Consider the following 12,139-nt stretch of genomic DNA (forward strand, 5'->3'; position numbering starts at 1 on the left):
CAGTTCCCCGCGCCCCTCACCGGCGGGTTCACCTCCGTGGGTGGGTGCGGGTTCGTTGGGGTTCTCGCGCAGTTCCCCGCGCCCCTGACCCGGGGGGTTCGCCTCCGTGGATGCGTGCGGGATCGTTGGGGGTTCTCGCGCAGTTCCCCGCGCCCCTCACCGGGGGGTTCACCTCCGTGGGTGGGTGCGGGATCGTTGGGGTTCTTGCGCAGTTGCCTGTGCCTCGTCCTCCAAGTGCTGGTCCCTCAGCAGGAGCCAGGCCGCTGCCGACGCGGCCAGTAGGACCGTTGCGCCGGCGCCCGCCGCTGCCGTGAGGCCGTCGGTGAAGGCCTCACGGGCTGCCGTCATGAGGGCGTGGGCGTGGTCCGCCGGTAGGGCAGACGCCACCTGCGTGGCGCCTCCCAGCGACTCATGGGCCTCCGGCGGAGTGCCCGGCGGGGTCGGGAAGCCTCGGTAGACGCCGGTGACGATCGAGCCGAGCAGGGCGATACCCAGGGCCGCGCCCAGCTCGTACGCCGTCTCCGAGACCGCGGACGCGGCGCCGGCCTGCTCCTTGGGTACGCCTGCCAGGATCACGTCGGCGGTCACGGTGAACGAGAAGCCCGCGCCGACACCCACCACCAGCAGCGCGGCACCGATCAGCGGATAGCCGGTGGACTCGTCGAGGAGCGTGAGGGCGGCCAGCGCCAGCCCCACGGCCGCGAGCCCGCCCGCGACCACGGACCGCACGGAGAACCGCCGGGCGACCGTGCCCGCGACCAGACCGGCGGCGACCGCGCCCACGGCGGCGGGCAGTTCCGCGAGTCCCGCTTCGAACGGCCGCCTGCCCTGGACGAGTTGCAGGTACTGGGAGAGGAAGAAGACCAGACCGGACATGCCGAGGATGGTCAGCAGATCGGAGAGTACGGCCCCGGAGAAGCCTCGGTTGCGGAACAGCCGCATGTCCAGCAGCGGGCTGGGCAGCGTGAGTTGGCGCCGTACGAACCAGAAGAGCGCCGCGCCACCGAGCGCGGCGGCGCTCAGCGCGTCCAGGGAGAGTCCGTGGGTCGCGGCCTCCTTCACCGCGTAGACCACACCGAGCATGCCGACGAGCGACAGCGCGACGCTGGTCAGGTCCCAGGGGCCGGGGTCCGGGGTGCGCGACTCGGGCAGCAGCCTGATGCCGACCAGGACGAGGACGGCCATCACGGGCAGGTTGATCAGGAAGACCGAGCCCCACCAGAAGTGCTCGAGCAGGAACCCGCCCACGATGGGGCCGACCGCGGTGCCGGCGGAGGCGGTAGCTCCCCAGACACCGATGGCGAGGCTGCGTTCGCGCGGGTCGTGGAAGAGGTTGCGGATCAGGGCGAGCGTGGCGGGCATCAGGGTCGCGCCCGCAACACCGAGCAGCGCCCGGGCGAGGATCATCAGCTCCGGTGTCACGGCGTAGGCGTTGAGCACGGATATCGCGCCGAACGCCGTGGCGCCGGTCAGCAGCAGCTTCTTGCGGCCGATACGGTCGCCGAGGCCGCCCATGGAGACGAGCAGGCCCGCGATGACGAACGAGTAGACGTCACCGATCCACAGGAGCTGCGCGCCCGAGGGCCTCAGGTCCTCGCTGATGTACGGGGTGGCGAGGCCCAGGACGGTCGCGTCGACGGCCACCAGCAGCACGGCGAGCACGAGCACGGAGAGCGCGAGCCAGCGCCCCGGGCGTGCCTCGGTCGCGGTCACCTCCGTCGCGGTCGCGGTCCGCTGCCGGGTGCTGGTCATGGTTCCTCTCTCCGTAGAGCGCCACCGAGGAGCAACTCGGTGATCATGAACTGGAAGTCCTTCGTGGCCACGCGGCCGTCTAGTACGGCCCACGCGCCGGAGGCCACGAGTCCGTACAGGGCCTCGGTGAGCCAGGCCGGGGTGAGGTCGATCCGGAACTCGCCGCTCTCCTGGCCGCGCCGGAACAGCGCTGCGATCCGCGCGTCGAGCCGGGCCCAGCCCTCGTTCTGGCCCTCGCCTTCGAACAGCTGGTTCTCGCCGTAGAGGAAGGCGAGGAGTCCGGCGGCGGGTTCGATCTCCCGTACGAGGCGCCGTACGGCGTCACTCGCGGGCCCCTCGTCCAGGCGGGCCGTGTCCAGCGCGGCTTCGCACTCCTCGATACCGAGGGACTCCAGCGCCCGTACCAGGGCGTCGCGCCCGGCGAAGTGGCGGTGCAGCGTGGCCCGGCTGATCCCGGCCGACCTGGCGACCTCGTCCATGGTGGCGGTGGATTTCCGGGTCAGCAGGGCCGCGGCACGGCGGAGCACATGGTCACGATCGAGGGGCATGAGACAAGTGTAAACCATATGAGACATTCGCGTCTCATGACGGGTGCGCCTGTCTCACTGCCCCTTGGTCACGTCGTTCTCAGTGCCAGCGCAGCTGTCCGCGCCGCCCCCAGTACAGGTTCGGCTCCTCGGCGAGTGCGTCGAGCCTGGCCGACCGGTCCTCGTCGAGGTCGACGACGGCGGCGTGCAGGTTGGAGGCGAGTTGGACCGCGGTCGCCGCGCCGGACAGGACGACGCCCGCCCACGGCCGGCACAGCACGAACGCGAGGGCGACCGCGTCGGTGCCCAGTCCGGACTGTTCGGCGACGGCCCGGAGCGGCTCCGGAGCGAGGGGCCCGGCGAGGCGCCCGTTGGCCATGCCCTCCTTGACGATCACGGTGAGCCCGGCGTCGTGCGCCTCGGCGAGCGCGGGGGCGGCCGAGGTCTCCAGGACGTTGTACGTGGACTGGACGGTACGGAACAGGGGCTCGCCGTCGACGGTCACGGCGAGCGCGGCGCGGATCGCCTCGGCCTGGGCGGGGCCGCTGGTGGAGAAGCCGATCGTGGTGCCCTGCGCCGCGGCCTCGGCGAGCCGGGCGTGCAGTTCCTTGTCGGTGAGGGCCGGGCTGTCCGGGGTCACCGAGTGGATCTGGTAGAGGTCGAGCCGGTCGCCGAGCAGGGCGGCGGTCTCGGCGCGCTGCCGCTCGTACGTCTCGGCGCTGTGGTCCTTGACCTCGTGCACCTCGGCGTCGGCGCGCCAGTCCGCGGTGTACGTGTAGCCCCACTTGCTGCCGATCACGATGTCGTCGATGCCGGGGCGGGCCTTCAGCCAGTCGGCGAGGAACTCCTCCGCGCGGCCGTAGGAGCGGGCCACGTCGAAGTAGCGCACGCCCTGCGCGTAGGCGGCGTCGAGGAGTTCGTGGCTGCGGGAGCGCAGGGCCTCGACCGTGCGTTCGGCGGGGAGGTCCGCCTCGCGGCCCAGGTTGATGTAGCCGGGGCGGCCGACGGCGGCCAGGCCGAGGCCGATGTGGCAGGTGGGAGTCGTCGCTTGGGCGAGGCGGGCGAAGGGCATCGCGGGTTCCGTTCGGTCGGCTCCATACGGCTCATGACCAAACGTATCCGCGATGCCCTCGCTTACGCGTGTGCCTGGTGGTTCACTCCGCGCGCGTTACTTCCTGTCCTTGGCGGTCGCCCACGCGTGCTGCGCCGCGACGTCCGCCTTGACCTCGGTGAGCTGGACGGCGACCGCGCTGGGGGCGGTGCCGCCGCGGCCGTTGCGGGAGGCGAGGGCGCCGGGGACGTTGAGAACCGAGCGGACCGCGGGGGTGAGGTGGGCGGAGATCTTCGCGAACTGGTCGTCGGTCAGCTCGTCCAGCTCCTTGCCCTCGGCCTCGGCGGCCTTGACGCACTCGCCGGCCACCTCGTGCGCGACCCGGAACGGCACGCCCTGCTTGACCAGCCACTCGGCGATGTCGGTGGCGAGGGAGAACCCGGCCGGCGCGAGCTCCTCCATGCGCTCGCGGTGGACGGTCAGCGTGGCCATCATGCCGGTGAAGGCGGGGAGCAGGACCTCCAGCTGGTCGATGGAGTCGAAGACCGGCTCCTTGTCCTCCTGGAGGTCGCGGTTGTACGCGAGGGGCAGGGCCTTGAGGGTCGCCATCAGGCCGGTGAGGTTGCCGATCAGCCGGCCGCTCTTGCCGCGGGCCAGCTCCGCGATGTCCGGGTTCTTCTTCTGCGGCATGATCGACGAGCCCGTCGAGAAGGCGTCGTGGAGGGTGACGAAGGAGAACTCCTTCGTGTTCCAGATGATGACCTCCTCGGCGATCCGGGAGAGGTTGACGCCGATCATCGCGGTGATGAACGCGAACTCGGCGACGAAGTCGCGGGAGGCCGTGCCGTCGATGGAGTTGGCCGAGCTGCCGTGCTCGAAGCCGAGGTCCTCGGCGACCGCCTCCGGGTCGAGGCCGAGGGAGGAGCCCGCCAGGGCACCCGAGCCGTACGGGGACACGGCTGTGCGCTCGTCCCACTGGCGCAGGCGCTCCGCGTCCCGCGAGAGGGACTGGACGTGGGCCAGGACGTGGTGGGCGAAGAGGACCGGCTGGGCGTGCTGGAGGTGGGTGCGGCCGGGCATCGCCACGTCCGGGTGGGCCTCCGCCAGGCCGATCAGCGCGTCCTGGAGCTCGGCGACCAGTCCGCCGATGGTGCGGGCGTGGTCGCGCAGGTACATGCGGAAGAGGGTCGCGACCTGGTCGTTGCGGGAGCGGCCGGCACGCAGCTTGCCGCCGAGGTCGGGGCCGAGGCGCTCCAGCAGACCCCGCTCCAGGGCCGTGTGCACGTCCTCGTCGGCGACGGTGCCGGTGAACTCGCCCGACGCCACGTCCGCTTCGAGCTGGTCCAGGCCCGCGATCATCCGGGCCAGCTCGTCCTGAGTGAGCAGGCCCGCCTTGTGCAGCACGCGCGCGTGGGCGCGGGAACCGGCGATGTCGTACGGCGCGAGCCGCCAGTCGAAGTGGACGGACGCGGACAGCTTCGCCAGGGCCTCGGCGGGGCCGTCGGCGAAACGGGCGCCCCAGAGCCGTACGTCACCGCTGTTGCTGCTCACTTGCGTTGCTCCTAGAGAGGGTGTGGACGGACCACCTGGATGGTCCCTCTGGATGTGCCACCGCCTCCCCACGGATGGACGTGAGGAGGCGGCTGTCAGGCTAGTGCGTGTGAGGTGCCCGCCGCGGCGGCGATGCCCGCGCGGACCTGCGGCCTACGCGAGGTCGCGCTTGGCGGCGATCTTCGCCGACAGGCTGTAGATGTCGATGAAGCCCTTGGCCGCGGCCTGGTCGAACGAGTCGCCGGTGTCGTAGGTGGCGAGGTTGAAGTCGTAGAGGGACGTCTCCGACCGACGGCCGGTGACGACGGCGCGGCCGCCGTGCAGGGTCATCCGGATGTCGCCGTTGACCTGCTGGTTGGCCTCGTTGATGAAACCGTCCAGGGCGCGCTTGAGCGGGGAGAACCACAGGCCGTCGTAGACGAGCTCGCCCCAGCGCTGCTCGACCTGCCGCTTGTAGCGGGCGAGTTCGCGCTCGACCGTGACGTTCTCCAGCTCCTGGTGGGCGGTGATCAGGGCGATGGCGCCCGGAGCCTCGTACACCTCGCGGGACTTGATGCCGACGAGCCGGTCCTCGACCATGTCGATCCGGCCGATGCCCTGGGCGCCCGCGCGCTCGTTGAGCTGCTGGATGGCCTGGAGGACGGTGACGGGCTTGCCGTCGATGGCGACCGGGACGCCCTCCTTGAAGGAGATGATCACCTCGTCGGCCTCGCGGGGCGTGGCCGGGTTCTGGGTGTATTCGTAGATGTCCTCGATCGGGCCGTTCCAGATGTCCTCGAGGAAGCCGGTCTCGACGGCACGCCCGAAGACGTTCTGGTCGATGGAGTACGGGGACTTCTTGGTGGTCGCGATGGGGAGGCTCTTCGCCTCGCAGAAGGCGATGGCCTTGTCCCGGGTCATCGCGTAGTCGCGGACCGGGGCGATGCACTTGAGGTCGGGGGCGAGGGCCACGATGCCGGCCTCGAAGCGGACCTGGTCGTTGCCCTTGCCGGTGCAGCCGTGGGCGACGGTGGTGGCACCGTGCTTCTTGGCGGCGGCGACGAGGTGCTTGACGATCGTGGGCCGGGAGAGCGCCGAGACCAGCGGGTAGCGGTCCATGTAGAGGGCGTTGGCCTTGATCGCCGGAAGGCAGTACTCGTCGGCGAACTCGTCCTTGGCGTCGGCGACCTCGGCCTCGACGGCACCGCAGGCGAGCGCGCGCTTGCGGATGACGTCCAGGTCCTCGCCGCCCTGGCCGACGTCCACGGCAACGGCGATGACCTCGGCGCCCGTCTCCTCGGCGATCCAGCCGATGGCGACGGAGGTGTCCAGACCGCCGGAGTAGGCGAGTACGACGCGCTCGGTCACGGGTTTCTCCTCACAGTGCATTCGCTGACATGCATGAGTATGCAGGAGTCTGCATGGTTCGTCAATCTCGGGGTGACGGAGCAGCTGGGGGCGCGTCACAGCCCGTCCGGCCCCGGCCCGCCGGGCAGGTCCTGGGCGGTGCCCGGATTCACCTTCCGGCCTGCGGCTCCGAGTGGGCCCGCCGGGGCGCACAGCGGGCCCACGGAAGAAGTTGAACGAATTTCAGAGGCGTTTGAACGAGGGAACGCCCTTCCTCGTACCTCTCCCCGAACGCAGGCGCCGCGTTTGTAAACACAGGAATCAGAGGACCGGGCCGTCCCGCAGACCGGCGGTCGACGGCCCCGAATCCCCCGACCCGAGTGAGGCATCCGCATGTCCAGGGCTCTTCCGAAGTACCACAAGCGCCGCGTATTCATGATCGGCGGCGCTGCCGCGGTGGTGTTGTCAGGGGCGGTGATCGCCGGGTCCGCCTTGGCCGGGGAGACCTCCAACAACAGCAACAACTCCGCCTCGACCAAGGCGTCGCCCGGCACCATCAGCTGCCCGGCGGTCGAGGGGAGCCTGCCGGAGATCCCCGCCGCCGCCCAGGCCGAGGTCGACCGCAACCTCGCCCAGCTCGAGACCCAGATCCAGGAGGCCAACCAGCGCCTCATCGACACCGTCGGCCAGGGCGGCCCCAACTTCGTCCAGAACGCCATCCTCGGCCCGCTCGAGGACAAGCGCGTCGCCGCACTGAACCGCATCGAGACCGCCATCGGCCGCGTCGCCGCGAAGCCCGAAGGCCTCGAAGCACTCGCACCCTGCACGCTCAACCAGTGACCATCCGCGCTCTCAGCGAGTGACAACGCTGTTGCCGCCCCGTGCACTCACCGGCCGGGGCGGCAACAGCGTTGTCCGGCACCGGAAACACAAATCCTTAGACAGGCGAAAGGCTTTGCCGGACAATCGTTTGACATGGGAAAGACCTATGAACGCATAGACGGCCGCCTGCGCGCCTTCATCGAGGCGCAGCCCCTCTTCTTCACGGCGACCGCCCCCCTCTCCGCCGACGGCACGGTCAACCTCTCCCCCAAGGGCCTCAAGGGTTCCTTCGTAGTGGTCGACGACCTCACCATCGCCTATCTGGACTTCGCCGGCAGCAACGCCGAGACCATCGCCCATCTGCGGGAGAACGGCCGCATCACCCTCATGTGGTGCGCCTTCCAGGGCCCGCCCAACATCGTCCGCGTGCACGGCCGCGGCGAGCCCGTCTTCCGCGACGACCCGCGCTTCGCGGACCTGCTCGCACACTTCCCGGACATCGACCCCACCCCGCACGGCCTGCGCGCGATCATCGTCGTACGGGCCGACGTCGTGCGTGACTCCTGCGGGTACGCGGTGCCGTACATGGCGTACGACGAGGACCGCGACCTGCACGGCAAGCGCTTCGCGCGGGAGGACGACGCCTCACTCAGCGCCTATTTCGCCAAGAAGGAGCACATCGCGACGAGCCTGGACGGCCTACCCGGGCTGCCGTTGCCGCTGCCTCCCTCTAGCGTCTGAGACATGCCCCCTGGTGTCGCCGCCGCTGCCGCCCTCGCCTCCGCCTGCCTCGTCCTCGGTGCCACGCTCCCCGGCCCGGCACCGCTCCCCGACCGCATGGCCGACACCGGCGGCGGCACCCAGCTGATCACCGCCGAGGCCGCGGGCACCTCGTCGACCACGGGCACGGTCACCTGGTGGGACCGGCAGGGCGGCCGCTGGGTGAGGGCGGGTTCGGCCGCCGCGCGCTTCGGCGCGAGAGGACTCGCCGAGGGCCGCTCCCGCGTACAGGGCACGAACACCACACCCACGGGGCTGTACGACCTCCCGTACGCCTTCGGGATCGAGGAGGCGCCCGCCGGCACGAGGGCGCCGTACCGGCGGGTCCACGGCGACTCCTGGTGGTGCCAGGACAACGACTCCCGCTCCTACAACCGCTGGACCGAGCCCCGCGCGGCCGACTGCCGCTCCGCCCAGGCCGAGCACCTGATCACGTACGGCACCCAGTACGCGTACGCCTATGTCATCGGCTTCAACTACGCCGCGCCCGTCCGTGGGCGCGGCGCCGGTATCTTCCTGCACGTCAACGGGGAGGGGGCGACGGCCGGTTGCGTGTCCGTGTCCCGGGACGCGATGCGGCGGATCCTGGCGTGGGCCGATCCCGGGCGGAAGCCGCACATCGCGATCGGGACGGCGGACGGGGCCACGGCCATCACGCGGTATTAGGCGCGTCGAAGGCCGCGCGGGAGCGCCGTGGGACCGCGGTCCGCCGGCGACCGTTGGCTTCGCCGCGGCGTGTCGCGCGGTTCCCCGCGGCCCCGACAGGAGCGCTGGGGTTACCGCCAGTCACACCCTCCGCACCCGACTACGCCCGCCTCTGAACACTCTGCGGTCGCGGCACGTATCTGAGGGCCAAGGGAGACGCCTCACCCCTTGCTCGCCACCACGGAGGAACCGTGACCACCACGATCGCAGGCGGCCGCGCCGCGCGGCGCCAGACGATGCGCCGCATCCGCCCCCGACGCTCCCCCGCCGTCCCACTGTTGCTCGCCGTATGGGCGGGCGCGGCCGGGGTGATCTGGCTGTGGTGGAGCAACACGCCGTCCCTGGCGGACACCGCCAGCAAGTGGCTGGCCGCGGGCCGGATCACCGGGCTGCTCGCCGGGTACCTGATGGCGCTGGTCGTGCTGCAGATGGCCCGGGTGCCGGCGCTGGAGCGCCGGGTGGGCTCGGACCGGGTGGCGCGCTGGCACGCGATGAGCGGGCGGTACACGATCTCCCTGGTCGTCGCCCACGTCGTGCTGACGATGTACGGGTACGCCCTCCAGGCCGGCCTCACCTTCGCCGACATCGTGCAGCAGACGATCGACTCGATCAACCAGCTGCCGGACATGGGCAAGGCCGCGATCGGCACCGGGGTGCTGGTGTTCATCGGGCTGATCTCGATGGGGCCGGTGCGCAGGAGGATCCCGTACGACCTCTGGTACCACGTCCACCTGCTGACGTACGTGGCCACGTTCATGACGTTCTGGCACCAGCTGTCCACGGGCAACGAGTTCGTCGTGGAGCCCGTCGCGAAGACCGTCTGGTACGCGCTGTACGGGACGGTCACGGCACTGGTGGTGTGGTACCGGATCTTCACACCGATCCGGCTGAACATGCGGCACCGGCTACGCGTCGAGGCCGTCATCGAGGAGGCGCCGGGTGTCGTCTCGGTGCTGATGAGCGGGCGGAAGCTGCACCGGATGGGCGCGGAGGCCGGGCAGTTCTTCCGCTGGCGGTTCCTCGCGCCGGGCATGCGGTTCAGCTCGCACCCGTACTCGCTGTCGGCGGCTCCCCGCCCCAACATGCTGCGCATCACGGTGAAGGCGGCCGGCGACCACAGCTCGGCGCTGCGCGATCTAGAGCCCGGCACCCGGGTGTGGGCCGAGGGCCCGTACGGCGCGCTGACGGCGGGCAAGCGCAGCAAGGGCAAGGTGCTGCTGGTGGCCGGCGGTGTGGGCATCACGCCGATGCGGGCGCTGTTCGAGACGCTGCCCGGCGCGGCCGGCGACCTGACCCTGCTGTACCGGGCCAACAGCACCCAGGACCTGGCCCTGTGGGACGAGCTGTCGGCGATCGCCGAGGAGCGCGGGGCCCGGCTGATGTACGCGGTGAACAGCCCCGAGGGCGAGCGCCCCGACATCTCGCCGGAGACGCTGCGGCGCAAGATCCCGGACATCGACGAACACGATGTCTTCATGTGCGGGCCGCCCGGCTTCGCACAGCAGGTGTACGGCGCGCTGCGCGGCGCCGGTGTGCCGACCCGCCGCATCCATCACGAGTCGTTCGAGATGTGAGCGACGAGGTTCGGGGTTCAGCGGACTTACGCGACTTATCGGAGCTAGGAGCTCAGGAGCGATGAAGAAGAGCCATCCCATTCGGCGGGTCCTGCTCGCCAGTGCCGCCACGGTGTCCGGAATCGTGCTGCTGCTGTCGCTGAAGCCGTCGTCGGACCCGGCGGCCGCGGATGGGCAGTCGGTCGCGCCGCAGGGGCAGGCGGGGGCTCAGGCCGCCGCCAACGGCACGATGACGGGCGATGTCGAGCAGACGGAGTACGGGCCGGTCCAGGTCCGCATCACCGTCAGCGGCGGCAAGATCACCAAGGCCGAGGCCGTACAGAAGCCCAGCGGCGGCCGCTCCACCCAGATCAGCAACGACTCGATACCCAAGCTCAACCAGGCGGCCGTCGCCGCGGGCAGCGCCGACATCGACGCCGTCTCCGGTGCCACCTACACCAGCGCCGGATACAAGAAGTCGCTGCAGTCCGCCCTCGACAAGGCCGGCAGCGCGCAGGGGTCCGATTCCGGATCCGGTTCCGGCGCCGGCTCCGGCTCCGGCAGCGCGCAGGCCCAGACGGTCACGGGTGACGTCGAGCAGACGGAGTACGGGCCGGTCCAGGTCCGCATCACCGTCAGCGGCGGCAAGATCACCAAGGCCGAGGCCGTACAGAAGCCCAGCGGCGGCCGCTCCACCCAGATCAGCAGCAACTCCGTACCGAAGCTCAACCAGGCGGCCGTCGCCGCGGGCAGCGCCGACATCGACGCCGTCTCCGGTGCCACCTACACCAGCGCCGGATACAAGAAGTCGCTGCAGTCGGCCCTGGACAAGGCCGAGAGCGCGCAGAGCTCGGGGGCCGAGGAGGCCGGTGGCCAGGAGTCGGGCTCCCAGCAGGAGTCCGGGGGGCAGGAGTCCGGGTCCCAGGGCTCCGGATCCGGCAGCGCGCAGGCGCAGGGCGAGACGCTCCAGGGCGAGGTCGTCAAGACCGAGTACGGGCCGGTCCAGGTCCGTGTCACGCTCAGCGGCGGCAAGATCACCAAGGCCGAGGCCGTGCAGATGCCCACGGGCGGCCGCTCCACCCAGATCAGCGGTAACGCCATCCCCAAGCTCAACCAGGCAGCCGTCGCAGCAGGGAGTGCCGACATTGATGCCGTCTCCGGTGCCACCTACACCAGCGCGGGCTACAAGAAGTCCCTCCAGTCCGCCCTGGACAATGCCTGACCCCTCCGAGGCGCCGGCGCCGCCGCAACTGCGCCATGTCGAGGAGGTGATGGGCACGGTCTTCTCCTTCGACGTACGCGGAGGAGAGCCCTCTGCGATGAAGGCCGCACTGGAGGAGGCCGTTGCCGGACTGCACCTCGTCAACGAGGTGTTCAGCACCTACCGGGACGACAGCCAGATCTCGCGGCTGGCCCGGGGCGAGCTGACCATCGAGGAGTGCGATCCGGAGGTCGCCGAGATCCTCGGGCTGTGCTCCGAGGCCGAGCGGCTGAGCGAGGGCTGGTTCAACGCCACCTTCCAGGGGACCTTCGACCCGACCGGCATCGTGAAGGGGTGGGCCACCGAGCGGGCCGCCCTCCACCTGGTCGCGGCCGGGGCGACCGGAGTGAGCGTGAACGGCGGCGGTGACGTACAGCTGTGCGGGACTCCGGGGCCGCAGCGGCCGTGGCGGGTGGGTGTGTCCGACCCGCTCCGGCCCGGGGCGCTGGCCGCGGTGGTCTCCGCCGCGGGCACCGAGCAGCTGGCCGTGGCGACCTCGGGCACCGCCGAGCGCGGCGCGCACATCGTGGACCCGCGCACCGGCAAGTCGGCGGTCACCGACCTGGTCGCCGTGACCGTGGTGGGCCCTCGGCTGACCTGGGCCGACGCCTGGGCGACCGCCGCGTTCGCGATGGGTTCCCGGCAGGCGCTGAGCTGGCTGGAGTCCCTGCCGGACACCGAGGCCCTGCTCATCACGGCGGGCGACGAGGTCCGCTGCACCGGAGGGCTGGCCGCGCGCCTGGGCTGAGGCTCCCCACCCCACAGCACAAGGGCTCTCCCCACAAGGGCCCGCACAGACCCCACGCAAGTT

The 12,139-nt window shown here is 71.0% G+C and carries 10 protein-coding genes and 1 pseudogene; 6 read left to right on the forward strand and 5 right to left on the reverse strand.

All coding sequences use genetic code 11. The features are described 5' to 3' along the window. Positions 1-168: 168 nt before the first annotated feature. From FNH04_RS30025 to FNH04_RS30045, 5 genes are all read right to left on the reverse strand, one after another. On the reverse strand, positions 169-1,752 hold the full coding sequence (locus FNH04_RS30025) for an MFS transporter (protein WP_152788922.1): 1,584 nt from the start codon (positions 1,750-1,752) through the stop codon (positions 169-171). Next, a complete protein-coding gene (locus FNH04_RS30030) occupies positions 1,749-2,300 on the reverse strand; it encodes a TetR/AcrR family transcriptional regulator (RefSeq protein WP_228031698.1) in 552 nt (183 codons plus the stop codon). The genes FNH04_RS30025 and FNH04_RS30030 overlap by 4 nt, the downstream gene beginning before the upstream one ends. A 79-nt stretch (positions 2,301-2,379) precedes the next feature. Further along, entirely contained in the window at positions 2,380-3,351 is a 972-nt protein-coding gene (locus FNH04_RS30035) for an aldo/keto reductase (protein WP_152788924.1), read from the reverse strand. Between the two features lie 96 nt (positions 3,352-3,447). Beyond that, positions 3,448-4,881, reverse strand: coding sequence for an argininosuccinate lyase (gene argH, locus FNH04_RS30040; protein ID WP_322724225.1), 1,434 nt, complete (start codon positions 4,879-4,881; stop codon positions 3,448-3,450). Positions 4,882-5,034: 153 nt separating this feature from the next. Next, positions 5,035-6,228 carry an argininosuccinate synthase gene (locus FNH04_RS30045; protein ID WP_322724227.1) on the reverse strand — a complete coding sequence of 398 codons (1,194 nt, stop codon included), beginning with the start codon at positions 6,226-6,228 and terminating at the stop codon, positions 5,035-5,037. A gap of 372 nt (positions 6,229-6,600) precedes the next feature. On the opposite strand from FNH04_RS30045, the pseudogene FNH04_RS30050 reads away from it, so the two are divergent. The 6 genes and pseudogenes from FNH04_RS30050 to FNH04_RS30075 all read left to right on the forward strand — a co-directional run. After that, positions 6,601-7,041: pseudogene (locus tag FNH04_RS30050) on the forward strand (hypothetical protein); the annotation flags it as partial. A 141-nt stretch (positions 7,042-7,182) separates the two neighbouring features. Then, a complete protein-coding gene (locus FNH04_RS30055; RefSeq protein ID WP_152788927.1) occupies positions 7,183-7,770 on the forward strand; it encodes a pyridoxamine 5'-phosphate oxidase family protein in 588 nt (195 codons plus the stop codon). 3 nt (positions 7,771-7,773) lie between these two features. After that, positions 7,774-8,475, forward strand: coding sequence for a L,D-transpeptidase family protein (locus FNH04_RS30060; protein ID WP_152788928.1), 702 nt, complete (start codon positions 7,774-7,776; stop codon positions 8,473-8,475). Positions 8,476-8,705: 230 nt separating this feature from the next. Beyond that, positions 8,706-10,088 (forward strand): ferredoxin reductase family protein, encoded by a 1,383-nt coding sequence (locus tag FNH04_RS30065; protein ID WP_322724229.1) that lies wholly within the window; start codon positions 8,706-8,708, stop codon positions 10,086-10,088. 61 nt (positions 10,089-10,149) lie between these two features. Then, positions 10,150-11,289: an FMN-binding protein gene (locus FNH04_RS30070; RefSeq protein WP_152788929.1), complete on the forward strand. Its 1,140-nt coding sequence runs from the start codon at positions 10,150-10,152 to the stop codon at positions 11,287-11,289. After that, on the forward strand, positions 11,282-12,076 hold the full coding sequence (locus tag FNH04_RS30075; RefSeq protein ID WP_152788930.1) for an FAD:protein FMN transferase: 795 nt from the start codon (positions 11,282-11,284) through the stop codon (positions 12,074-12,076). Before FNH04_RS30070 ends, FNH04_RS30075 begins: the two co-directional genes overlap by 8 nt. Positions 12,077-12,139: the final 63 nt, after the last annotated feature.

Origin of the sequence: Streptomyces phyllanthi (assembly GCF_009377205.1) — a bacterium.
GTDB classification, from domain to species: Bacteria; Actinomycetota; Actinomycetes; order Streptomycetales; family Streptomycetaceae; genus Streptomyces; species Streptomyces phyllanthi.

What these genes read in the sequence shown, in the direction of transcription:
- FNH04_RS30055 (WP_152788927.1), top strand. Translation starts at nt 7,183, where the DNA reads ATGGGAAAGACCTATGAACGCATAGACGGCCGCCTGCGCGCCTTCATC.
- FNH04_RS30075 (WP_152788930.1), top strand. Translation starts at nt 11,282, where the DNA reads ATGCCTGACCCCTCCGAGGCGCCGGCGCCGCCGCAACTGCGCCATGTC.
- FNH04_RS30030 (WP_228031698.1), bottom strand. Translation starts at nt 2,300, where the DNA reads ATGCCCCTCGATCGTGACCATGTGCTCCGCCGTGCCGCGGCCCTGCTG.
- FNH04_RS30025 (WP_152788922.1), bottom strand. Translation starts at nt 1,752, where the DNA reads ATGACCAGCACCCGGCAGCGGACCGCGACCGCGACGGAGGTGACCGCG.
- FNH04_RS30060 (WP_152788928.1), top strand. Translation starts at nt 7,774, where the DNA reads ATGCCCCCTGGTGTCGCCGCCGCTGCCGCCCTCGCCTCCGCCTGCCTC.
- FNH04_RS30070 (WP_152788929.1), top strand. Translation starts at nt 10,150, where the DNA reads ATGAAGAAGAGCCATCCCATTCGGCGGGTCCTGCTCGCCAGTGCCGCC.
- FNH04_RS30035 (WP_152788924.1), bottom strand. Translation starts at nt 3,351, where the DNA reads ATGCCCTTCGCCCGCCTCGCCCAAGCGACGACTCCCACCTGCCACATC.